This window comes from Polaromonas sp. P1_E3, from assembly GCF_056405935.1.
Map to the genome: position 1 here is coordinate 1 of NZ_JBFUBD010000002.1, position 23,510 is coordinate 23,510.

The 23,510-nt window shown below is 64.6% G+C and carries 16 protein-coding genes; 10 read left to right on the plus strand and 6 right to left on the minus strand.

What is annotated here, in order from left to right; translation table 11 throughout:
• A partial coding sequence (locus tag AC1D0Z_RS00560; RefSeq protein ID WP_477656297.1) for a phosphoenolpyruvate carboxykinase domain-containing protein occupies positions 1-636 on the plus strand: 636 nt, incomplete at its 5' end.
• Positions 637-776: 140 nt separating this feature from the next.
• Here AC1D0Z_RS00560 and AC1D0Z_RS00565 read toward each other — a convergent pair.
• Complete coding sequence (locus AC1D0Z_RS00565) at positions 777-1,433, minus strand: hypothetical protein (protein ID WP_477656298.1); 657 nt, start codon at positions 1,431-1,433, stop codon at positions 777-779.
• Positions 1,434-1,626: 193 nt separating this feature from the next.
• Between AC1D0Z_RS00565 and AC1D0Z_RS00570 the strand changes: the two genes are divergently transcribed.
• Positions 1,627-2,583 (plus strand): LysR family transcriptional regulator, encoded by a 957-nt coding sequence (locus AC1D0Z_RS00570; RefSeq protein ID WP_477656299.1) that lies wholly within the window; start codon positions 1,627-1,629, stop codon positions 2,581-2,583.
• A 218-nt stretch (positions 2,584-2,801) separates the two neighbouring features.
• Here the strand turns inward: AC1D0Z_RS00570 and AC1D0Z_RS00575 are convergent, their stop codons facing one another.
• On the minus strand, positions 2,802-3,437 hold the full coding sequence (locus AC1D0Z_RS00575) for a response regulator transcription factor (protein WP_477656300.1): 636 nt from the start codon (positions 3,435-3,437) through the stop codon (positions 2,802-2,804).
• 109 nt (positions 3,438-3,546) lie between these two features.
• Between AC1D0Z_RS00575 and AC1D0Z_RS00580 the strand changes: the two genes are divergently transcribed.
• From AC1D0Z_RS00580 to AC1D0Z_RS00600, 5 genes are all read left to right on the plus strand, one after another.
• A complete protein-coding gene (locus AC1D0Z_RS00580; RefSeq protein ID WP_477656301.1) occupies positions 3,547-5,370 on the plus strand; it encodes an ATP-binding response regulator in 1,824 nt (607 codons plus the stop codon).
• A 213-nt stretch (positions 5,371-5,583) separates the two neighbouring features.
• A complete protein-coding gene (locus tag AC1D0Z_RS00585) occupies positions 5,584-8,613 on the plus strand; it encodes an autotransporter outer membrane beta-barrel domain-containing protein (protein ID WP_477656302.1) in 3,030 nt (1,009 codons plus the stop codon).
• 464 nt (positions 8,614-9,077) lie between these two features.
• Positions 9,078-11,846: an autotransporter family protein gene (locus AC1D0Z_RS00590; protein WP_477656303.1), complete on the plus strand. Its 2,769-nt coding sequence runs from the start codon at positions 9,078-9,080 to the stop codon at positions 11,844-11,846.
• A gap of 132 nt (positions 11,847-11,978) precedes the next feature.
• The gene (locus AC1D0Z_RS00595; RefSeq protein WP_477656304.1) at positions 11,979-12,863 is read left to right on the plus strand and encodes a hypothetical protein; all 885 of its coding nucleotides are present in this window, start codon (positions 11,979-11,981) and stop codon (positions 12,861-12,863) included.
• Positions 12,864-13,273: 410 nt separating this feature from the next.
• Positions 13,274-14,251 (plus strand): Bug family tripartite tricarboxylate transporter substrate binding protein, encoded by a 978-nt coding sequence (locus AC1D0Z_RS00600; RefSeq protein ID WP_477656305.1) that lies wholly within the window; start codon positions 13,274-13,276, stop codon positions 14,249-14,251.
• A gap of 107 nt (positions 14,252-14,358) precedes the next feature.
• Here AC1D0Z_RS00600 and AC1D0Z_RS00605 read toward each other — a convergent pair whose 3' ends face one another.
• The gene (locus AC1D0Z_RS00605; RefSeq protein ID WP_477656306.1) at positions 14,359-14,535 is read right to left on the minus strand and encodes a hypothetical protein; all 177 of its coding nucleotides are present in this window, start codon (positions 14,533-14,535) and stop codon (positions 14,359-14,361) included.
• A gap of 91 nt (positions 14,536-14,626) precedes the next feature.
• Between AC1D0Z_RS00605 and AC1D0Z_RS00610 the strand changes: the two genes are divergently transcribed.
• On the plus strand, positions 14,627-16,267 hold the full coding sequence (locus AC1D0Z_RS00610) for a sensor histidine kinase (protein ID WP_477656307.1): 1,641 nt from the start codon (positions 14,627-14,629) through the stop codon (positions 16,265-16,267).
• Between the two features lie 16 nt (positions 16,268-16,283).
• On the opposite strand, the gene AC1D0Z_RS00615 is transcribed toward AC1D0Z_RS00610, so the two are convergent.
• Positions 16,284-16,703 carry a DUF1801 domain-containing protein gene (locus AC1D0Z_RS00615; protein WP_477656308.1) on the minus strand — a complete coding sequence of 140 codons (420 nt, stop codon included), beginning with the start codon at positions 16,701-16,703 and terminating at the stop codon, positions 16,284-16,286.
• Positions 16,704-16,830: 127 nt separating this feature from the next.
• Between AC1D0Z_RS00615 and AC1D0Z_RS00620 the strand changes: the two genes are divergently transcribed.
• Entirely contained in the window at positions 16,831-17,682 is an 852-nt protein-coding gene (locus tag AC1D0Z_RS00620) for a metallophosphoesterase (RefSeq protein ID WP_477656309.1), read from the plus strand.
• An 88-nt stretch (positions 17,683-17,770) separates the two neighbouring features.
• Here AC1D0Z_RS00620 and AC1D0Z_RS00625 read toward each other — a convergent pair whose 3' ends face one another.
• The gene (locus AC1D0Z_RS00625) at positions 17,771-18,346 is read right to left on the minus strand and encodes a TetR/AcrR family transcriptional regulator (protein WP_477656402.1); all 576 of its coding nucleotides are present in this window, start codon (positions 18,344-18,346) and stop codon (positions 17,771-17,773) included.
• A 290-nt stretch (positions 18,347-18,636) separates the two neighbouring features.
• Here AC1D0Z_RS00625 and AC1D0Z_RS00630 point away from each other — a divergent pair, with 290 nt between their 5' ends.
• Positions 18,637-19,182, plus strand: a complete 546-nt coding sequence (locus tag AC1D0Z_RS00630) for a hypothetical protein (RefSeq protein ID WP_477656310.1) — start codon at positions 18,637-18,639, stop codon at positions 19,180-19,182.
• Positions 19,183-19,423: 241 nt separating this feature from the next.
• Here the strand turns inward: AC1D0Z_RS00630 and AC1D0Z_RS00635 are convergent, their stop codons facing one another.
• The gene (locus tag AC1D0Z_RS00635) at positions 19,424-23,491 is read right to left on the minus strand and encodes a PAS domain S-box protein (RefSeq protein ID WP_477656311.1); all 4,068 of its coding nucleotides are present in this window, start codon (positions 23,489-23,491) and stop codon (positions 19,424-19,426) included.
• Between the last annotated feature and the right edge of the window lie 19 nt (positions 23,492-23,510).

A 23,510-nucleotide genomic window follows, 5' to 3' on the forward strand; every position in this document is an offset into this window, starting at 1 on the left:
GCGCTGGACCCGGCCTGGAAYGACCCCGCCGGCGTGCCGATTGACGCCTTCATCTTTGGCGGCCGCCGTTCCAACACCGTGCCGCTGATCACCGAAGGCCGCAACTGGGTGGAAGGCGTGTACATGGCCGCCACCATGGGCTCGGAAACCACCGCCGCCATCACCGGCCAGGTGGGCGTGGTGCGCCGCGACCCGTTCGCGATGATCGCATTTGCCGGCTACAACATGGCCGACTACTTCCAGCACTGGCTCAACGTGGGCCAGAAACTGGAAGCCTCCGGCGCCAAGCTGCCCAAGATCTTTACCGCCAACTGGTTCCGCAAGGGCGAAGACGGCAAGTTTGTCTGGCCCGGCTACGGTGAAAACATGCGCGTGCTGAAGTGGATGATCGACCGCATCGAAGGCAATGGCCAGGGCGTCGAGCACATCACCGGCGTCAGCCCCCGCTACGAAGACATGAACTGGACCGGCCTGGACTTCAGCGCCGAGCAGTTCAAGACCGTGACCAGCATCGACAAGGCGGCCTGGCAAAAAGAGCTGGAACTGCACGCTGAACTGTTCAAGCAACTCGAACATCACCTGCCGAAAGAGCTGGAGGAGACCAAAGCCGCGATCGAGCGCCGCCTGGCTGCCTGACCGGCACGTCACGCGCGGGGCGTTTCGCATGACCTGCGGCGCGCCCCGTTCCTGGCGCATGACTGCGCCAGGGCAAAAAAAAGCCACCGGATCCGGTGGCTTTTTTGTGGGTCGCCGCTAAAGAGCAGCAAAGCTCACATTCAGACGTAATAGCGGTGGTAAGCGCGCAATTCGGCGCCTCCCAGGCGCTTGGCGCGCTGTGTCAGGCCGGCCGGAAGGGCCTCTTCAGCCGGAGCAGCCACAGCCGCTGCGGTTTCCGCGATAGCCTCGGCTTGCAGATAGGCCTTCAGCTCGGCGCCACCCAGACGCATGGCTCGCTGCGACAGGCCGGCTGGAGCGGATGCCACTTCAGCGGTAGCAACAACAGCCTCTTCAACGGCAACTTGCTGGCGCGCCATGGCGACTTGCAGGTCGGCCATCACGCGGGGGTCGTTCTTGGCGGCTTGCCACAGGCGCTGGTCGGCGCGGGCTTCAGCCACGCTGCGGGACCAGCTGTCCAGGCCGACCTTGAGGTGGGCAGCAGCATTGCGTGCAGCGCCGGCGAAAAGCGCCAGGACGACAAAAGCGATGGCCCACACGCCGATCCACATGACCAGCAGGTGGCCTTCAGCAACGCTGTCCATCACCTGGTAAGCCACCACCATCACGGCAGCCACGACAGCCGACAAAAGCAGCGCGGCAAGCCCGCGGGTGCCGGAGAAGGCATGTCCCAGCTGGCGTACGGCACCAAAGGCCGACTCAGCGCGGGCAACGCCGGGGTGCTGTGTGGAGTATTTGATATTGACGAAGCTGGTCATGATGGAATCCCTTTGGTTAACTCCGCTGAACCAAAATTGCAGCGGGTAAGGGGATATTAGGGTTACCACTGATGTTACTCAACTTTATCTTTATGATGTGATTCATTCATACTGGTGATAACCTGACGCTTTGATCATGCAGACCAAAGCCTTTTAACCCCTTTGCCCAAAGCGATCCAAGCCCTTTCAAGCCTTGAACCCCCTCAATTTCCGGACCCTGGACCTGAACCTGCTTCGCGTGTTCGACGAAGTGATGGCCGAGCGCAGCCTGACCCGGGCGGCGCGCAACCTGTCGCTGACCCAGCCGGCTGTCAGCAACGCCCTGCGCCGGCTGCGTGAGACGCTGGGCGACGAGCTGGTGCAGCGCAGCGGACAGGGCATGGCGCCCACCCCGCGCGCGGTGGCGATCTGGCCGGCGGTCCGCGAAGCCCTGCAGCAGCTGCAGGAGTCGCTGGTGCCCAACGAATTTGTGCCCGGCGAAGCCAACACCATTTTTGTGCTGGCGATGGCCGACGCCACCGCAGCCGAATTGATCCCCGGCCTGGTGGAAACGCTGGACCAGGAAGCCCCCGGCGTCTCGATACGCGTGATTCCCCTCACCACGCGCGACCCGCGGCGCCTGCTGGACGAGGAGCTGTGCGACCTGGCGGTGGGCTACTTTCCCTCGGTGCTGGCCGACCTGACGGCCGGCGCGCAAAGCGGCGAGCCCCTGCCGTTTTTGCACCAGCGCCTGTATGACGGCGAATATGTCTGCGTCATGCGCAAAGACCACCCGCTGGCCACCGGCCCCTTCACGCTGAGCAGGTTCTGCGCGGCGCGCCACATGCTGGTGAGTTTTTCGGGCCGCCCCTACGGCTTCGTGGACGAGGCCCTCGCCTCACTGGGACGGGAGCGGCATGTGGTGCTGACCGTCAACCAGTTCTTCACTGCGGGGCGGGTGGTGGCCAACTCAAACCTGCTCACCGTGCTGCCGCGGCATTTCGTCCGGGTGACCGGAATCGCCGAACAGCTGGTGCTGCGCCCCCTGCCGTTTGACGTGTCGCCGGTGCACGTCGACGCTGTGTGGCACCGGCGCTCACAGCAACGCAGCGCCCATGTCTGGTTGCGCCAGGTGCTGGCGCGTGCGGCCGACAAGGCGTTCTCGGCCTGACAAGCGCTACTAAATTCATAGCTGCTGGCGCTCGTCCATATTGATGTTCAGGCCAATATGACGGAAAAAGAGGCGTGCCGGGAGTGTTTTTTTTCAGCACCGCAGCGGCAAACAGCCGCCCCGGTGCCGGAAAGCAGCCAGTTTGAAGCATTAAATCAGGCTTCAGGCCAATATAGACGGGCGCTAGCAGCTATCGATTTAATAGCGGAAGTACCGGCTCAGATCAGCCCGGCCCGGATCGCAAAGGCCGTGAGCTGGGCGCTGTTGTGCATGCCCAGTTTCAGCATCAGGTTGCGGCGGTGCGTGCGCACGGTTTCACGCTGCAGCAGCAGGCTGGCGGCAATGAGCTTGCTGGACGCACCCTCCGCCACCGAGCACAGCACCTGTTTCTCACGTTCGGTCAGCTTGCGCAGCTCGGCCAGCGCGTCAATGCCCGGCGGCTGGCGCAGTGCGGCAATGGATTCTGAAAAGTGCAGGTCGCCTTCGGCCAGCGCACGGATCGCGGCGATCAGTTCGTCCGCCCCGCCACTCTTGTGCAAGGCCCCGTGCGCCGGGCTGGCAAAAATGCGTTCAATGTCGGCGCGCTCCTGGCTGCCGGTGATCAGCAGCACACGCGTCGGGCTCTGCGCGGCCTGCAAGGCCAGCGCCACGGCTACGCCGTCTTCGGGCGGCAACTGGAAGTCGATCACCGCCACATCGGGCGCCAGCGCCAGCGCCTGGGCAATCGCGGTGTCGCTGCCGGCCACTGATGCCACCACTTCGATGTCGTCACAGGAGGCCATCAACGCAGCCAGGCCGTCACGCACCAGGTCATGGTCGTCGGCGAGCAGCAGGCGGATGGGTGTTTGCGTCATATCGTCCAGGCAGGGGAATCAACTACGATCAGCAGGGGCCGGTGAAGCGGGGGCAGCACGGGCTGTGCACCACCGGCATGCCACGCAACCCTGACGGATTCTACGCACCATGACCTCTGCCCATCCTGTGCTGTTCGAGCAGGTCCAGACGCTGTACAAGCAGTCCACCAGCACCTTTCTTGGCACCCTGCTGGCGGGGACTGTCGCCGCCGTGGTGCTGCAGCCGTCCGGCCAGGCTGACCCATTGACCGGCCCACTGCTTTGGGGCTGGCTGGGCGCGGTGGTGCTGCTCACGGCCAGCCGGTTTGTCATGGTGCGGCGCTTTTTCCGGCGGGTGCGCGCCGCTCCCACCGGGCAGCTGGACCTCCACAGCACGCGCCGGGCGGCACGCGCGTTTGCGACCGGCTCTTTCATGTCGGGTTGCCTCTGGGGGATCCTGGGGCTGATGGCGTTTGATCCGCAGGCCTATGTGCCCACGCTGTTTCTGGGTTTTCTGCTGGGCGGCATGGTCAGTGGCGCGCTCGGTTCGCTCTCGGTGTATTACCCGGCCTTCATGGCCTATTCGATTCCCTCGGTGCTGCCGTTTGCCCTGCGCTGCATGACCGAAGGCCCGCGCGAATTTGCCGGCTTCGGCCTGCTGACGCTGGTTTTCATGCTGGTGTGCCTGGGTTATGGCCGCGGCCTGAACCGCAGCCTGCTCACCTCCATCGAACTGCGTTTTGAAAACGCCCAGCTGGTGCGCGACCTGGCGGCCGCACGCGACCGGGCCGAACTGGCCAGCGCCGACAAGACCGCGCTGCTGGCCGCTGCCACGCATGACTTGCGCCAACCCGCGTATGCCGCAGGCCTGTTTGCAACCGGCCTGAAAACCACGCTGGCCAGGGCCTTCACCGGCAGCAGCCAGCCCGCGGCGGTGCAGGCCCAGCGCATGGCCGGCCAGCTCGAAACCAGCGTCATGGCCTTCAACGGTTTGCTTGAAGGCCTGCTCGACCTGGCACAGCTCGACGCCGGCGCCACACCGCTGGCTGCGTCACCGCTGCCCGTCAGCACGATGCTGGATTCGGTCGCCGGCACGCTGGCCGCCACCGCCGCACAGCGCAACATTCAGCTGCGCGTGCGTGCCCGCGCCGACCTGTGGGTGAATGCGCCGCCCGATGCACTGCAACGCATCGTGCTCAACCTCACCAGCAACGCCATCAAGTTCACCACAGGCAACGCGGTGCTGCTGTTTGCCCGGCCACGGGCCGGCCACGTGCACATCGGTGTCGTCGACACCGGCCCCGGCATTTCAGAAGCCGACCAGCAACGCCTTTTCGATGCCTTTGTGCGTTTGCCGCAAAACAGGGAGCAGGCCGGGCTCGGCCTGGGCCTGGCCATCGTCAAGCGGCTGGCAGCGCAAATGGGGGCCGGCGTGGCGCTGAGGTCCGCACCCGGCCGCGGCAGCCTGTTCAGCATCGCCCTGCCCCTGCATGCAGGCGAAGCACCCCGAATCGGGTTGCCGCAGACAGCAAACGATGCATTGGCTGGCGGCTTCACCGGCTGGCAAGCCCTGGTGCTCGACGACGACCCGCTGGCGCTGGCCGCCACCACGCAGGCTGTCAGCGCGATGGGCCTTTCGGTGCAGGCGTTTGACAGCGCTGAAGCCGCCCTCGCATGGCTCGGGCGAGCCGGCAGCCAAGCAAGCGGGCAACCCCATCTGCTGGTGACCGACCTGCACCTGGGCGACGCTGAAGGCCGCGACGGCCTGACAGTGCTCGCCAGCTTTCGTGAGCAACTGCCTGGCCTGCGCGCATTGGTCGTCACCGGCGAAACTGCGCCGGCCCAGCTGCAGCGCATTGCCCATAGCGGCGTGACGGTGGTGCGCAAGCCCTGCCAGCCGCAGGCGCTGCAATCGGCATTGCGTGAGGTGCTAGCGGCAAGCCGGGATGCGTAAATAGTTCCCGGGCCGGCCGCTGTCTGGCAGCGATTTAAGAACCGATTAGTGCGCAGCCCAAGCGCCACGTGCGCCACCAGCTATTAATAACATAGCGACGCCGGTCCGGTCGTTGTCGTTCCAAAACGCCATCTAACCCCTTTGCGGTATTTACGGCGGTGGCCGGCGGCGCTTTTAATCGCGTGCACACAACCACCGAGGGGACCCGCTTCCGTGAAAACACGCCTGAATTGCCGGCTGCGTCCGCTGAACACCGCACTTGTTCTGGCCGGCCTGCTCGCCACGCCCGGTATCGCCTTTGCCCAGAGTACCGACTGGAGTGCTGGCGGCGGTGGCAACTGGGCCGCCGGCGGCAACTGGTTCTCCGGTGTGCCGAACGCAGGGACCACCGCGCGCCTGACCACTGCCGGCGACCAGGCCACCCTCAATGGCGCAGGCACGGCGCAGGCGGTGCAAGTGCTGAACAGCGGTGAGATAGTCGTCGGCGCGGGCGGCTCGCTGGCTGTCGCCGGCGTCATCGCCTTGGGGACAACCAGCGGCGCCGGTGCCGCCAAGCTCACCGTCCAGGGCGGCACGGTGTCCGCCGGACACCTTTTCGCAGGTGATGCGTCCCGGCAGGGCATTGTGACGGTCACCGGCGCAGGTTCTACCTTGACGCTCGCGCCAATCGGGGTGACGCAGGGGACCCGCGTTGAGATCGGGGGCAACGGCGCAGGTGAGCTGCACATTGATGCGGGCGCCAACGTCACCATCAACGGCACAGGCACCCTGCATATGGGCGATACGGCCARCGGCACGCTTTTCATCGGCAGTGGCACCAGCGCCGGCACACTCACGGCCGGCAGCGTGATCTTCGGCACGGCCGGCTCCTCGTTGCAGTTCAACCATACCGGCACCACGACGTTTTCAGCAGCGGTATCTGGCACAGGCACCCTGACCAAGACCGGGAGCGGCACCACCATCCTCACGGGCGCCAACACCTACACCAGCGGCACCGCCGTCAACGGCGGAACGCTGCAAGGCGACACCACCAGCCTGCAGGGCAACATCCTCAACAACGCCATCGTGAATTTTGACCAAGCCGTCAACGGCACCTACGCCGGCGTCATGAACGGCGGCGGCGTCCTCACCAAAACCGGTACGGGCACCCTCACGCTGACAGGCGCCAATTTCTATACCGGCGGCTCCACCGTGACAGCCGGTACCTTGCAGGGCGACACGACGAGCCTGCAAGGCGCGATTACCAACAATGCCGCCGTTAACTTCGACCAGGTTGCCAACGGCACCTACACCGGCGCCATGAGCGGCGCCGGCGCCATCACCAAAACCGGCGCGGGCACGCTGGTGCTGACGGGCGCCAATGTCTACACCGGCGGCACCACCGTGACAGCAGGCACACTGCAGGGCAACACCAGCAGCCTGCAGGGCAATATCACCAACAACGCGGCTGTCAATTTCGACCAGGCGGCCACCGGCACCTATACCGGCGTGATGAGCGGCACCGGCACCTTCGCCAAGCTCGGCGCCGGCAACCTGATCCTGACCGGGGCCAACACCCACAGCGGCGCCACCACCGTCAACGCAGGCACGCTGTCGGTCAACGGCTCCATCGCCAATTCGGCCGTCATCGTCAACAACGGCGGCACGCTAGGCGGCACCGGCACGCTGGGCACCACCAGCATCCTGAGCGGCGGCGTGCTCGCACCCGGCAATTCGATCGGCACGCTGACGGTCAACGGCAACTTGAGCTTCGCGACGGGCTCGGTCTATCGCGTCGAAGTGAATGGCGCCGGTGCGAATGACCGCATCAACGTCACCGGCACCGCAGCGCTGAACGGCACGGTCGATGTGCAGGCCGCCTCGGGCACTTACCAGGCCAGCACGCAGTACACCATCCTCAACGCCGCGGGTGGACGCACCGGAAACTTTGCTGGGGTTACCTCCAACCTCGCTTTCCTGACCCCGACACTGGGCTACGACGCCAACAATGTCTTCCTGACGCTGACCCGCAACGAAACCAGCTTCACCTCGGTCGCGATCACACCGAACCAGATCGCCGCATCCACCGCGCTGCAGAACGCTGGCAATGCAGGCGACATGGCCACGGTGCAAACCGCGCTGACGGGTTTGTCCACTGTGCAGGCGCGTGCCGCCTATGACGCAGCCGGCGGCGCAGGCATCGTCGCTCTGCGGCGCGCGAGCGCCGGCTTTACAACCAGCTTCGGCAGCCACCTGCAGGCCAGGCTGGGTGCCCAAGCCAATGCAGCAAGCGGCTTTGCGAATTCCTTCACCAGCCGACCTGTGCTTCTTGCAGCGAACAACCATCTCTCTGATTTGATGGCGACTGTTTCCGATTCAGCGCCACAAAAGTTTTCATTGGCCGGTGGTGATGCTTCCTCACTTTCTTCTTCACCGGACGCAGCAAGCAAAGGCTTGTGGGTACGCGGCAACGGCGGCTATGGCAATACCGACGGTGACGGAAACGCAGCCTCAAGCCGGCTTCGCAGCTCGGGCCTGAGTGTTGGATTTGATGCTGAAGTGAAAGACGGCGTTCGCGTCGGCGTCGCGGCCACCGGTGGCACGTCGCGCCTTTCCACCGACAACAACGAAAGCGGCAAGACGCGCAGTTCGGCGTTTGGGGTTTATGGCAGCTACGCCACCGGCCCCTGGAACTTCAGCGGCTCGGCCACCCTGGGCTGGGGCAAGAACCATCTGGATCGCAACGTCGTAGTGGGTGCGTTGAACCGTGTGGCTTCATCAGACTTCGACAGCAGCACGCTCGCAGCCTACGGCGAGGCCAGCTATTCAATTCCGATGAATGGCTGGACGCTTCAGCCTCTGGCAGGGCTTTCACTCAGCAGAAGCAAGGCAGACGGCTTTACAGAAACCGGCGCAGGCGCACTGAACCTCCAAGTGGCCGGGCAGACGGTCAACTCCGCCAAGTCGACGCTGGGCGCCAAGGCATCCTTCGACACCGGCCGCATTCGCATTGAGCCCCGCGTGATCTGGGCGCACGAGTTCGGCGACCTGAATACACCGTTGACGGCGCAGTTCCAGGGTGCCGCTACGGCGTCACCGTTCCAGGTTTCGGGCGCAACCCTGAAGCGGGACACACTGATCCTCGGGCTGGGCGCCAGCGGCAGCATCAGCAAAGGGGTGGACCTGTTCGCCGACGTGCAGGCCGAACACAATTCGGCCCAGCGCAACCTGGCGGTGCTGGTGGGTTTGCGCAGCCGCTGGTAAGACATCCCCAGCAGCCCATACCACCCCGGTGGTGCTGTCTGCCAATCAGGACAGGCGCAGATGGCTTTTATAGCGAAAAACTGACCACCGACGTCTGGCGGCGCGTCGGCTGCCTCACTTCGCGCGCGTCGCGATGGCCATGCGGTTTGGGGACGTTCGGCCCCGCTTTGGTAACCCCCACAAAAATTAATTCTTTGGTTTTGCTATTTGGCCGCCTTTGCGTCAAAAGCTGCCAAACGGTCTACTTGCAAAAAAATGTAACGTAAAGCAAAGTTAAAACAGGAGGTACCGCCTCTCGAAGGAGTCCCTTTCTGGCGGGCAGAAATTTCAAAGGAGGCGTTAAAAAATGTTAATGAACTGGTTGCTGGCGCTTCCAACCCGGCGCATGACGTCTTCTGTCGCGGCAGCCGCTTTCGGTTGCGCCGCCCTCCTGGTCTGAACGCACAACAACCAACTTCGCCAGCATGCCCTCCTGTCTGCACCTTTCCTTGAAGCCGCTGTGCCTGGCCATGGCATTCGCCGGCCTGGCCGCAGCGCCACGTGCCGGCCATGCCCAAGCCACCAACGACTTCTCGGCCGCAGCCACCCAGGACTGGAACGACGCAGGTAACTGGAGTGGCGGCACGCCTACGGCCGCCAGCGTGGCAAGGGTCCCGTCGAACCAGCAGGTGGACGTTACCGGGGCAGGCCAGGTGGGCACGCTGCAAGTGGAGGAAAACGGCCAGGTGGTCGTCCATGCGGGCGGCACCCTGGCCGCCGGCACGCTTCTGCTGGGCACCACGCCAACGCCGGGTAACGCGGGATCCATGCTGATTAACGGGAGCGTCACGGCCACGCGGGTGAGCGTGGGCGACACGGTGACCGGAGGGCATATCCTCATGGACGGCGCCGGCGCCAGCCTGAACGTGTCCCCTCCCAGCCTGGCTCCGGGCGACCAGTTCATTGTCGGCAACAATGGAGACGGGACCCTGGGCATCCGCACCGGCGCCACCGTGACGCTGGGCGGCACCCGCACCCTGCATCTGGGCCGTGTGGGCACCGGGACGCTGGTCATCGGCAACATCGGGCCCAGCGGCACCCTGGATGCCGACGCCGTGGTTCTCGGCAATGCCGGCTCCAGCATCAAGTTCAACCAGGACGACGCTGCACTCTACACCTTCTCCCCAGCAATCAGCGGCGCCGGATGGGTCGAAGTTTTCAACCACGGCGGGGGCCCCACCAAACTGACGGGCGTCAACAGTTACACCGGCGGCACCTTCATCAGAACCAATGCCCGCCTGATCGGCACCACCACCAGCCTGCAGGGAGCCATCAGCAACGACGGCGTGCTGACCTTCGAAGGCCCGAGCGGCACCTTTGCAGGGTCTATCAGCGGCGTCGGCGCGCTGGTCAAGGAAGGCACCGGCACGGTGATTTTTTCTGGCGCCAACACCTACACAGGCGGCACCACCATCAATGGCGGCACCTTGCGCGGCACTACCGCCAACCTGCAGGGCTTGATTACCACCAACGCCAACCTGGAGTTCCTGCAAGCAGGCAACGGAACGTTTGGCGGTGTCATCAGCGGCACCGGCAATGTGGTCAAAAGCGGCACCGGCAACGTCACATTGGCCGGCACCCACACCTACAGCGGCAGCACCACCGTCAGCGGCGGCACGCTGTCGGTCAACGGCAGCCTGACCAACTCCGCCGTGCAGGTGCTGAACGGCGGCACGCTGGGYGGCACCGGCTCCGTGCGCAACACCACCATCCAGTCGGGCGGCACGCTGGCCCCCGGCAATTCCATCGGCACCCTCACCGTCGTCGGCAACCTGACCTTCAATGCGGGCTCCAATTACAGCGTGGAGGTCGATGCAGCCGGGAGCAACGACCGCACCAACGCCACCGGCACGCTGACCATCAACGGCGGCACGGTCAACGTGCTGGCCAGCGCCGGCACCTATTCGCCGACCACGCAGTACACCATCCTCAACGCAACAGGCGGGCGAGTCGGCGTCTTCACCGGGCTCACGACCAACCTGGCGTTTCTGACGCCCTCGCTCACCTACGACCCCAACAATGTGTACCTGACCCTGGCACGCAACAGCACCGGCTACAACACCCTGCCCGGCATGACGCCCAACCAGCAGTCGGCGTCCAACGCACTTCAGGATGCTTCCGGCAGCGCGAGCGGCGACATGAGCACCGTGCTGAGCGCCGTCAACAGCCTGTCGGTGCCGCAGGCCCTCGCCGCCTTCGACGCCATAGGCGGCGCCAACCTGGTGGCCTTGCGCCGCGCGGGCCCGAGCTTTGCCGCCGCATTCGGCGAGCAGCTGCGGGCGCGCGTGGGCCGAAGCGACCAGCGCGCGGTATGCGGGAGCGACGACGTCGCGCGCCGCGAAGCCCTGAGAGCGCTTTTCCCGGCCATCGAAGATGGCTGCGGTTTCTGGCTGCGCGGTTACGGCAACCACCAGACCACCGACAGCGACGGCAACGCCATGGCCAGCCGGCTCAACGGCGCAGGCGTGAGCGCCGGTTACGACGCCGAAGTGGGCCCCGGCCGGATGCTGGGCGGCGCCGTGACGGTCGGCACGTCAAGAGTCGGGTTTGACTCGGGTGACCAGGGCAGGGCGCGTACCGCAGCGCTGGCGATGTACGCCGGCTATGCCGACGGCGCCTGGCGCCTGAACGGGCTCGCCAGCCTGGCGTTTCACAACAACCACATGGACCGCGGCATCGTCGTCGGGCCGATCAGCCGCGTGGCCTCGTCAAACTTCAGCAGCAGCACCGCCACGGCGTACGGGGAAATGACCTACGACCTGGACATGAACGGCTGGACACTGCAGCCCATGGCCGGGCTTGCCTTCAGCCGCAACCAGACCAGCGGCTTTACCGAACAGGGTGCGGGCGCACTCAACCTGCAGGTCGCCGCGCAAACCGTGTCCTCGACAAAATCACTGTTGGGGCTGAAGGCCGGCTTTGACGTGGGCCGGCTGCGGATTGAGCCGCGGCTGGTGTGGGCGCATGAGTTTGGCCAATACAACACGCCGATGACGGCGCAGCTGCAAGGTGCCACAACGCCCTACCAGTTCCAGGTGGCGGGCGTGGCCCTTAATGCCAACACCATGATCCTCGGCGTGGGGGCATCGGGCCGCATACACGACAACCTCAACCTCTTCGCCGACCTGCAGACCGAACAGAACGCACGTCAGCGCAACCTGTCCCTGCTGATGGGGTTGCGCGGCAAATGGTGAACTCGGCAACCCGACGCAAATGGCCCTGCTTCGGCCCACCGTTTGCCGGTTACCGGCTTAGCCACTAACCGACTTGATAAAAACCACCCCCTCTTCATACCAGCCGCGTCATACCTCATGGCTTACAAAAGCATGCCTCCCATTCCACCACCATCCCTGCCGCCTCTCCCGCCGCGCAAACCCAAACCGAAGCCCGGCAAGGACGCGGGCGCCCAGCGATACGACACCATCGTTTTCCTGCTCATCATCGGCCTGGCGATTGTGGTGGCCGGCAGCGCGGCGCGTTACACCCTGGTAGACCGGCCGGCGGCGAAGGCGCAGAAGGAAGCGCAGCTGCTGATGCAGCAACTGATGGCCGCGAACCAGAAGAACCAGCAGCAGCTGGAGCAAAAGCTGGCCGAGGCCAAGGCCCAGACCGAGGCATTGCGCGCCAATATGGAGCAGATGAAGGCCGAGATCCAGCTACCCAAGGCCGCGCCTGAACCTGTACCGGAGCCCGTACAGAAGCCGGTGCCCGACGCCCAGGCGGCGGAACGCAAGCGGCTGGAGCGGGTCAAGGCGGTCGATGAACTGGTGGACTCCCTGGCCCCCAACCTGCAGGTCAAGTTCCAGCAAAAAGTCACCTGGCAGGACCACAGCGTGTCTTTCGGTTTTGCGCTGACCAACGCCAGCCGCCGCGCCATCCGCGTGGGCCAGCCACGTATTGCCCTAACCCTGCACCCGCTGCCGAACATGCGGGCCGCGGCGCTGGGGCTGAAGCCCGGCGACATCCAGGCCGACATTTGCCCCGCCGGATTGATCGGGCCGGGGGAAACCATCAACTGCAACGTGGCCCTGCGCGCCGAAGCCTCATTCACCGGCGTCGGCCACATCGCGTTTCGTACCCTCATCTCGGCGCGCACCGACCTGCCCGCCACCAGCGAAACCTGGAAGACGGTGCGCTCCGCCTACAAGGACGCGTACCTGGAGGAGCGCATGGTCAAGGATGTCGCCCTGAGCGGCGAGCTGTGGCGCTGATGGCGAGCTTGCGCCGGAGGGGCCGCGCACCGCTAACGGCCGCCCCGTCGTGGATGGGTTGCCGCCCGCATCGCTATCAAATACATAGCTGCTGGCGCTTACCCTGATTGGGTTGCAGGCCTGTTTGGTACCCGAAATCGAGGGGATTGGCACTTTTTTGCGGCTTGGGCGACCGTTCGCGTGCGCTGAGCGCCAAAACCCCGGCTCCCCGTATTTTCCCTTTGCATTCAAGCGCTCAATTGCCACCAAAGGCAATAGGGATGGGCGCAAGCTGCTATCTTTTTTATAGTGGCACGCCTGGCTGTAGCCTGCCGGCCACTCCTTTCGAACGGTCGCGGCCCCAGGGCATGGTTCCTGCATACAGTCTTGGACCCAAACTGTATGCAGGAATCACCATGCCAGGCCACCCCATGCCCTTACACCCACTTGCGCGCCGCACCGCGCTGAAGATTCTCGCCAGCGGTGCCGCATCCGTGGCGCTGCCGGCCTTTGCCGCCTGGCCCGACAAGCCGATCAGGATCGTGGTGACCTTTCCGGCTGGCGGCGCCAGCGACATCGTCGCGCGCGTGATGGCCGAACAGCTGGGCAAAAAACTGGGGCAGGCGGTGGTGGTCGACAACCGGCCGGGCGCGGGCGGCAGTGTGGGCGGGCTCGTGGTGGCGCAGGCGCCGGCCGACGGCTACACGCTGATGCTGAGCAACTCCACGCCGGTGTCCATCGGCCCGTTTGCGCTGGAAAAGCAGCCTTATGACCCAGTGGAAGGTTTCACGCACATCGCGCTGATCGGCAATGCGCCCTGCGTGGTGATGGCCAATCCGCATGCGCCTATCAAGACGATCACCGACGTCGAAGCGCAGGCGCGCAAGGCAGGCCGGCTCGACTTCGGCTCGGGCGGCCCGGCCTCGATCGGCCACATTTACGGCGAGCTGATGAAAAAATCCATGGGCGTGAACCTGGTGCACATCCCGTACCGCGGCGGCGCGCCCATGACGACTGACCTGATCGCCGGCGTGATCCCCGTGGGCATCGACGTGCTGACGGCTTTTGTGCCCTACTTCAAGAGCGGGCAGCTGGTGCCGCTGGCAGTGACGTCGGCCAGCCGCTCACCGCTGGTGCCGGATGTGCCCAGCGTGCTGGAATTTGGCTACCGCAAGCTGGTGCTGGACAACTTTTTTGGCCTGAGCGGCCCGGCGCACATGCCGGCCGATATCGTCGCGCGGCTTAACAGCGCGTGCAACGAAATACTGGCAACGGCCGAGATCAGGAAGAAGATGCTGGAGCTGGGCATTACCACCCAGCCCATGAGCCCGTCAGCGTTCACCAGCTTCGTGAAGGACCAGGTGGCCGTGCTGGCGCCCGCCGTCAAAGGGGCGGGGGTCAAGCTCTAAAGGGAAAAGCAGGGAAGGGAAATGGGTGGCCGTGGCTGCGGCCCGGAACAGGCGTCTGGGCGCCACGCGTCGGCGCAAGGCCGCTGGCGCGAACTGGCCAGGCAGGCTCAGCGAACCACGCTCAGGTAAGCGTAGGCGGCGCTGCGCAGTTCCTGGGCTTGCTGCGGGTCGCGGCCGGCACCGGCTTCGGCGCGTTCCATCAGGTTGTGGGCCACACCGTTCACAGGGGCCACGCGGGTTGCGGCGGGCAGGAAACGGGCGATTTGGGAAAGCAGGCTGTACATGTCAGGGTCACCCTCATGGGGTGAAAAAGTTGCGGTGAATGAAGAATAAGGGTTTTCCCTAGGGTTTCAAGCCTAACTCAGGGCCAAAGCCATGCAAAAAACGCATACCGTGCCGCGCGGTGGCACATGTGCGTCATTTCTACGTGATTTCCGGGCAAAACTTCACGAAGCTGGCGGCTATGCTTGGGCGGTGGCCCATCCCCCGAGTCCTCCTTCTCCACCCCAGGCTGAGAGCCAGGCGTCAGCGCCGGGCGAGGCGCTGGCGCTGCTGCGGCAGATTGCCTCGCATATTGACGCCATGCTCTGGTCCTGGGACCCGCAGACCGGCTGCATCACTTACACCAACCCGGCTTTCGAAGCGTTCTGGGGCCTGTCGGCCGACACGCTGGCAGACCGGCCCTGGCAATGGCTGGAGCATGTGGACCCGATAGACCGCGAGCGGGTGCTGAGCCTGCAGACCAGCGCCCTGAAGCGCAGCGAAGAGTACAGGGTCATCCGGCCCCAGGGCGGCAATGCCCGGCTGAGCCAGCGCGCGCTGCCCATGCACAGCCCTTCCGGCAAGTTGCTGCGCGTCATCCACCTGGCCAACAACATCACCTGGCAGCTCGACACGTCCAAGCAGCTGCGTGTGGAGATCGGCCGGCGTACCGATTCCGAGGCCAAATACCGCGCCGTGGTGGAAAACGTCAGCGAGGGCATTCTGGTCACGGCGGCCGGGCGCATTCTTTACGCCAACCCGAAAGCACTGGAGCTGACCTCGCTGGACGAGGAAACCGCCAAGTCCCGGCCCTTCATCGAATTCATCCACCCGGACGACCGCGAGAAGGTGCTGAGCAACCACATGAAGCGCCTGCGTGGCGAAGCGGTGGACAACTACTACCAGTTTCGCGTGCAGCACAGCCGCAGCGCCACGCGCTGGCTGGAGATCAGCGCGGTGATGTTTGAATGGCAAGGCGCGCCCGCCACGCTCAACTTCCTGACCGATGTCACGCGCAAGCGCCAGGCGGAGGAAGACATGCTCAAGACGCTGGCGCACGAGCGCGAGCTGTCGGAGCTCAAGTCGCGTTTTGTCGCCGTGACATCGCACGAATTCCGCACGCCGCTGGCCGCCATCCTGTCGTCGGTGGAATTGCTCGACGCCTACGGCTCCAGCTTTCCGGCCAGTGAGCGCCGCGAGCTGCTCGGCCAGATCAAGACAGCGGTGGCCCGCATGAACAGCATGGTCGAGCAGGTGCTGCTGACCAGCCGCCTGGAGCTGGGCAAGTTCCAGTTCGAAGCCGCTCCGCTGGCGGTGCCCGACTGGCTGGTGCAGGTGATGGGTGAGCTCGAACGCGGTAACCCGCAGGCCTCGCGCGTGTCGCTGACCTGCGATGCCCTGGATGCGCCGCGCACGGCGGACCAGCAGCTGCTGCGCCACATCGTGGTCAACCTGGTGGGCAATGCGCTGAAATATTCAGACCCGGACACGCCGGTGCAGTTTGCCGTTCGCGGCGTGGGCGACCAGATCCACCTGCGCATCAGTGACCACGGCATCGGCATCCCTGACGCCGACCTGCCGCGGCTGTTCGGCAGCTTTCACCGCGGCACGAATGTCGGCAACATCTCCGGAACCGGTATCGGCCTGCACATCGTGAAGGAATGTGTGGAGCTGCACCAGGGGCAGATTGAAGTCGCCAGCAAGCCCGGGCAAGGCACGACCTTCACCGTGCGCCTGCTGGCGCCGCTGGCCTGATGCGCCCTGGCTGGCTTCACCGGCCTTTTTCTTTTGCCAGGTGGTACGTCAGCGCCGCCTGAATGCAAAACGACAAGGTGTCCCTCGGCAGTGCATCGGCCGCATCCAGCACGATGGCGCGGTTGCCTTCATAGTGCAGCTCGTGCGGAAACAAGGTGCGAAAAGTATCTACCAGTGTGGTGTTGCAGTTGAAGTACAAGGCGTACTGCGACGGGCTGGATTTAACCGGCCCCAGGCGGATGGTGCTGCCGCTTTTGCTGGCCGACGTGAGGTAGGCCGGCTCGCCCCATTTGAGGGTTTCCTCCAGCGCGCCGACACCGGCCGTGGCCGACGCCGTGTCAAGGACCAGCTGGCGCAAGGCCAGCAGCTTGCGGCGCAGCAGCGGTGGGTAAGCTGCGAAGGTCTGCGCGACGGCGGGGTTCTTGATCTGCTTCAAAGGCGGCTCCTGCTTTCCCTGTTTTGTTTTTCTGCCGATGCCACGGGAATACGGCTGACGGACAGTTGAGGCGCAAACGAAAAGCCTGCCATCCGCACGCCCATCGTCTTCCCGCACAATCGACAGGGTGAACATCCAGCTCCTGTCCGACCTGCACCTTGAGAGTAACCCCGACTTTACGGCGTTGCCGGTGCCCGGCGCCGACCTGCTGGTGCTCGCCGGCGACATCGGCTCCTACCAGCAGGGCTCGCTGCTGGGCGAACGGGGCATCGCCGACTTCGGCCTCGCGCGCTTTTCACCCTTGCCTGCGGACCAGGGCGGCGCCGGCTGGCCCACGCCGGTGCTGTTTGTGCCCGGCAACCACGAATACGATGGCCTGGATTTCGACGACACCCATGCACGGCTGCGGCAGACCTGCGAGCGCCTGGGTATGGTCTGGCTGGAGCGTGAAACCGCGGTGATCAACGGGGTGCGTTTTGTGGGCTGCACGCTGTGGACGGACTTTGATGCCCTGAGCGCAGGCCAGGCCCAGGCGGCAGACATCACCACGGGAGAGCAATTGAAGGCACGGGAAAAAGCATTCCGCGCAGCCAACTTCTACCTCAGTAAAAACCATGCCTTCCGCGCCGGGCAGCCGCTGCTGGCGGCCGACGTGCGCGAAGAAGGCCTCAAAAGCCAGGCCTGGCTGAGGCAAGCCCTGGCTGTGCCGTTTGAAGGGCCCACCGTGGCCGTGACCCATTTCGCACCCAGCCTGCTGAGCGCCGACCCGCGCTATGGGCTGGTCCCGGGCACCGCGGGCTTTTGCAATGCGCTGGATGACTTGCTGCCGCTGGCGGACCTGTGGCTGCACGGGCACCTGCACTGCGCCATCGACTACACCCGCCGCGGTTGCCGCGTGGTGGCCAACCCGCTGGGGTATGCGCGCAAGCAGGAGCAGGATGGATTTTTACCCGATCTGCTGATCAAAATCGGGCTCTAGCCCTTTAAGGACGTGCGCAAGCAGCTATTAATTTAATAGCAGTCCCGCCGCGCGCCAATGGGCCGGTGGACGGCCGGTTAGCAGCGGGTTAGTGGGCCCTCAGGCCATCAAAGCAGGTGGTCATCACGAGGGTGATGATTTCTTCGTCGCTGTGCTGGCCGCTGGCACGCATGAACTCAAGCACCGGGTCGCAGGCGCGCGCATACAGCGTGTACAGCACCAGCAGCGGCGGCAACGCGGGGTTGAGGCTGCCGTCTTTTTGTGCCTGCTCAATCCAGCCACCGATGACGTCGCTCACCTGCATGAGCCCGTCCAGGTAAGCCTTGTTGCCCATCAGGGCGGCGCGCAGGCTGGAGTTCTGGCTGGGCAGCGAAGGCATGTCACCGGCCTGCTGCATCTGCATCATCCAGCGTACGACCGCCTTGAGCTGGTCCACCGGCCGCGCGCCGGGCGCCAGCGTGCCGAGGAACTCGCGGGCGCGATCCAGCACGCGCACCATGGCGGCGGCGGCCAGGTCTTCCTTGCTGGGAAAGTGCTTGTAAAGGCTGGCCTTGGCGATGCCCACGTCCGCAGCGACCTGGTCCACCGTCATCAGGTCAAAGCCTTTTTCTGCCAGCAGGCGGTTGGCCGCCTGGACAATCGCCTCTTCGCGCACCTGCAGCATCTGTGTCTTGAAAGACAGCCTGGGCGGGGCAGGTTTTGCGGCGGCGGTCCTGGGACTGCGTAGGGGAGGGGCGCCGGGGGGAGTCATGGCTGCATTTTAGACACCGGCTCGCCAGTGCGCCTGTAAAGCAGCCGCACCGCTTCTTTTTTGAACTTTGAGGCTGCCGCATGACCAGACAGTAATAACACTTTGTTCCAATTGATGGTTTGCGCAGCTTGTGGCTTGCATGTATCTTGCAACAGAGGGCTCGTGCAACATTTCTTGCACCGCAGCCGCACCGGGAGAGCACCATGAAAAACAACGCGTCCTATCTTGGCGCCTGGCTGGTTGCCGTGGGCCTTGCATTTGCTTTGGCGTTTGCGTCCCCGAATGAGGCCAGCGTGATGGGGCATATGCCGGCCTTCATGGCGCAAACCCTGCTGCGCCAGCCGGTCAACGTACCCGATGGCTTGCCCTCCGACCGCACCCTGGCCCTGATCACCTTCCAGCGCGGCCAGCACGCCGAGGCCGAAAGCTGGATCCAGGGATTGAACCTGCGCAACGATTCGTCCATTGCCTGGATGCGCATGCCGGTCGTCAATGATCCCGGCACACTGACGGGCCGCAGCGCCGTCGAAAACAAGCTGCTCAAGCATTACCCGGCCGACACCGAGCGCGCCAGGCTGGTGCCGGTCTTCACCGACCGCGCCAGCTTTGTGCGCGCTGCCGGCCTCAATGGCACCGACCAGGCCTACGCCGTGATCGTCAACCGCCAGGGTGATGTGCTGGCCCGGGTTGAAGGCCAGTTTGACGCAGGCAAGGCGCAAACGCTGCGCGAAACTCTGAAGAACTTTTAGCCCCCACGCTTGCTCACTGCGTGTAGCCGCTGCCCCCCGAGGGGGCGCTGCGCCTGCGGTCTGGCAAAGCCAGTCCCGCGGCCCCGGCTGGTGTTAAACGGCTCGCTTCGCATCGCACCTGAGGCCCTGCACTCTCCCCGCTTGAAGGCCCGCACGAGCCGTGAAACCGGCTTTGCCGTACCAAACGCCCCCTCGGGGGGCAGCGATCTACACGCAGTGGGGAGCGTGGGGGGCTCAACTCCTACAAAGTCTTTTCGCCCAGCGTGAAGTAAAACGTAGCGCCTTGCCCCAGGGATGATTGGGCCCAGACCTTGCCGCCGTGCCGTGCCACGATGCGGTGCACTGTGGCAAGGCCGATACCGGTGCCGGCAAATTCCGAGAGCGAATGCAGGCGCTGGAATGCGCCGAACAGCTTCTCGACATAGGCCATGTCAAAGCCGGCGCCCTTGTCCCGGACAAAATAAACGGTCTCTCCATTTTCCCCGGTCTCACGGCCAAAGGTGATTTCAGTGCGCTCATGGTTGGCGCTGAATTTCCATGCGTTGCCCAGCAGGTTCTCCAGCAGCTGCTTGAGCAGGCGCGGGTCGCCCTGCCCTGCCAGGCCCGTTTCAACATGAAGCGCCACGGGCCTTTCAGGCTCGCGCTCACAGTAGCCGTCAAGAATGCCCTGCGCCAGCGCACTGAGGTCGACGGGCTCCCAGCGCAGGCTTGAGCGCGACACTTGTGCCAGCGTCAGCATTGCGTCGATCAATTCCCCCATCTGGCCCACACCGGCCCGAATACGCGCCAGGTAATGCCGGCTGCGCTCTGACAGTGGCGTGCTGTCGGCCTTGTTGATGGCCCGCTGCAGCAAGTCGCTGAATCCGTCGATGGCGCTCAGTGGGCTGCGCAGGTCGTGGGACACGGAATAGGAAAACGCTTCGAGCTGCTTGTTGGCGAATTCAAGCTGCGCTGTGCGCTGCTGCACACGCTCTTCCAGGCTGGCGTTGAGCCGCAGGATTTCTTCACGCGCGCGCCGGCGCTCGCGGATGTCCGTGTTAATGCCGAGCACCCCGCTGACTTTGCCTTCTGCGTCGCGCACCACCGTCCAGCGCGCTTCGATGGCCACTGCCGAACCATCCCTGGCGCGTTGCTCCAGCTCACCGGTCCAGTCCCCGTCATTGGCCAGCGTCTGGGCCATGGCATCAGCCAGCACCCGGGGATCCGAGTACATGAGCTCCTCCATGGACCGGCCCAGCACTTCTTCGGCTGTCCAGCCGTAGAGGCGTTCAGCGCCCTTGTTCCAGAAGCGTATGGTCCGGTCCAGGTTGCGGACCATGATGGCGTCCTGGGCCCTGTCAAGCAGCGAGGCCTGCTCGCGCAGCTGGACCGCGGCCTGGCGTGCTGTTTCCTGGCTGCGCTGGCGTTCCAGCCGCTCCCTCAGGCTGACAATGCCAAATGCCAAGTTGTCGGCGAGCTCCTGCAGGAGCTTGATCTCTTCAGAGGTGAAATGCTGCGCCTCGGCCGAATAAAGGCACAGCACGCCGAAACTGCGGGGGCCCTCACGCAAGGGCAGGCAGACCGCGCTTTGGTAGCCCCGCTTCATCGCATCGTCATGCCAGTAGAAATGATTTTCAGCCTGGCCGATGTCGCCGCTTTGCTGCGGCAGACCTGTGCGAATGGCCTGGCCCGCAGGCCCCTGGCCCGTGACCTCGTCATCGCGCCAGGTCAGGCGGATGACCGTGAGGTAGCCGCCTTCGTTGCCGGCGTGGACCATGGGCTGTATGGTGCGCGCTTCGTCGTTCTGCGCATACCCTACCCACGCCATTCGGTAGTTGCCTACATCGACGGCGACGCGGCAGACTTCAGCCAGCAGGGCCTCCTCGTCTTCAATCCGGTTGATGGCGATGCTGGACTGGCTCAGCATCTGCAATGCCCGGTTGGTGCTGGCCAGTTCCAGATCGGCCAGCTTGCGGTCGGTGATGTCGCGCGCGGTACCCACCACACGCTCCAGCACGCCTGCAGCATCAAACACCGGATAAGAGTGGTCGCGTATCCACCGGAGCTTGCCATCTGCAGACAGGATGCGGTATTCGATGTCGGATACCTCCCCGGTGCGGTTGAGCTTGCGCGCAAGTTTCAGCAGGGGCCTGTCTTCCGGCAACGCGGCATCGGCATACGACAGCGGGTTGGCATACAGGCTCTCCCGGCTTCGGCCCCAAACCTTTTCATAACCGGGGCTGATATAGAGAAGGTGTCCCGAACGCGGGTCTACGTTGTAAAAAACATCGTTGATGTTTTCCGCGAGCTCGCGAAAGCGCGCTTCGCTGCTGACCAGCGCCGCCTCGGCGCGGGCGCGCACCAGTGCGATGCCGGCCAGCCGCGCCGCGGTGGCAATCAACTCCAGGTCGTGCGCCTGGGGGACACACGGATGCCGGTGGTAGATCGCAAACGTGGCCAGCGGCTCGCCATCCTTGGACACCACGGGGTGCGACCAGCAGGCACGCAGGCCATGCGTGGCCAGGAGCTCGCGATAGTCCTTCATCAGCGGATCCAGCTGGGTGTCCTCGACCACGACCATTTCGTTGCGAAACGCCGCAGTGCCGCAGGCACCCACACCTTCACCCACCGGCAGGCCTTCAATGGCCTGGTTGTAGCTTTCCGGAAGGCTGGGCGCGGCACCCAGGTGCAGGTGCTGCCCTTCCAGCAGCAGGATCGAGCACAGGCTGCCCGGCGCACTCGTCTCGATCAGTTGCACCACAGCTTCAAGCGAGCGCTGCAGGGGCGCGCTCCCGGCGATCAGCGCCAGCACCTGTTCCTGGGCCTGAGCGAAATCTTCTGCGGCCTTGGCCTTGGTGATGTCGTTGAACACTACGGCACCGCCTACCAGTGTGCCGGCATCGTCCTTCAAGGGCCGGATGCTCATGCGGAGCACGCGGTCTTCGGAGCCAGGCCTGCGAATGACCAGGTCCAGGTTGTCCATGCTCATGCCGCGCATGGCGCGTACCAGCGGCCGATCAGCCATCGGCAAGGGTGTTTTCCCATCAAGCATCAGCAGTTCGTGGCTGAGGCGCCATTCCCCAACCCGCACATCCCAATCCGGCGCTGCACCAAAGAGTTTGCGGGCTGTGGCGTTAAACACCAGAAAGCGGCCCTCAGTATCCGCCGCGATCACGCCCTCACTCATGCTGTTGAGAATTAGATCGAGCAGGGAGCGTTCCCTGTCCACGCGGCTGAGCACCGCATCGAGCTGTTCCTGCCGCGCCTGAAGCGACTCCGCCATGCGGTTGAAGGTCTGCCCGATATCACCCAACTCGCCCCGGTAGAGGGGGCCCATCCGGACACGTGCCGCAAGATTGCCCTCAGCAACCTCATTGGCCTCCTTCAAAATTGCTTTGGCCGGATTGACGATCAGGCGATTGCCCATCCACCACGCGCAGGCCGCGCTGAACACGGCCATGGCGAGCAAGGCTGCCAACTCCGAAATCAGGTTGTCCCGGCTTTCCGCGCCGACCATTTCCTGCGGCACGCTAACCGCCACAAACAGCCCGTCGTTGCCTTCGCCGGCGACCGGCGCAAAAGCGTAGACCCGCTGGCTTCCCTGCGCGTCGGACGCCTGCACCACACCCTGATGGCGGGCTTGCATACCCTGACGCACGGCAGGGTCCGGATGCTGCCGGCCCAGCCAGGACGGCATTTCGGGGTACACAGCCAGCACCACACYCTCCCGGTCAAGTACCGTCAACCTTGCTCCCGGCATCATGGAGGCAGCGGTCAGAGGCTCCGCTAGCGCCTTCATGCCCAAGGAGGCAAAAGCCACACCACCCACAGCGCCTGAATCACTATGAACCGGTATGGCAAAGACAAGACCTGGCAGCCCACTCATGCGACCGATGCCGTATGTTCCGATGGAAAAGCGCTGCCCGGCCATGATTTGCGCAAAGAATGGCTGGTCGTTGACCTGGGTACTGCCAGAGGGAGCGCCCAGCGAGCTGCAGACCACGCGGCCGTCTGGCGCGGCAACGCCCAGATGGGTGAACTCGGGATGCTCCTGGTGGATGCTTTTGAGCTGTTGCCCRCACTGACCGGATTCGTGGTTCTTGATGGCAGGCGCACTTGCCAGGCCATTGAGAAGCTCACGGACCCTGTCCACCGTGCGCTGCTGGTGGGTGGCGAGCAACGAAACCTGTGCCTGCAGGTCGCTCTGGGCATGTTCCAGCGCAGCCCGCCGGCCCTGTTCGGCGTAATAGGCGAGCAAGCCAAATACCGGGAGCAGCGCAAGCAGCACCAGCAAAACCAGACGGGTACGCAGCCCGAGCCATCCCAGCATTCGTTACCTCGTACCTTTC

Coding starts and splice junctions, on each gene's coding strand:
- AC1D0Z_RS00565 (WP_477656298.1), bottom strand. CDS start 1,433: ATGACCAGCTTCGTCAATATCAAATACTCCACACAGCACCCCGGCGTT.
- AC1D0Z_RS00575 (WP_477656300.1), bottom strand. CDS start 3,437: ATGACGCAAACACCCATCCGCCTGCTGCTCGCCGACGACCATGACCTG.
- AC1D0Z_RS00580 (WP_477656301.1), top strand. CDS start 3,547: ATGACCTCTGCCCATCCTGTGCTGTTCGAGCAGGTCCAGACGCTGTAC.
- AC1D0Z_RS00595 (WP_477656304.1), top strand. CDS start 11,979: ATGCCTCCCATTCCACCACCATCCCTGCCGCCTCTCCCGCCGCGCAAA.
- AC1D0Z_RS00600 (WP_477656305.1), top strand. CDS start 13,274: ATGCCCTTACACCCACTTGCGCGCCGCACCGCGCTGAAGATTCTCGCC.
- AC1D0Z_RS00605 (WP_477656306.1), bottom strand. CDS start 14,535: ATGTACAGCCTGCTTTCCCAAATCGCCCGTTTCCTGCCCGCCGCAACC.
- AC1D0Z_RS00610 (WP_477656307.1), top strand. CDS start 14,627: ATGCAAAAAACGCATACCGTGCCGCGCGGTGGCACATGTGCGTCATTT.
- AC1D0Z_RS00625 (WP_477656402.1), bottom strand. CDS start 18,346: ATGCTGCAGGTGCGCGAAGAGGCGATTGTCCAGGCGGCCAACCGCCTG.
- AC1D0Z_RS00630 (WP_477656310.1), top strand. CDS start 18,637: ATGAAAAACAACGCGTCCTATCTTGGCGCCTGGCTGGTTGCCGTGGGC.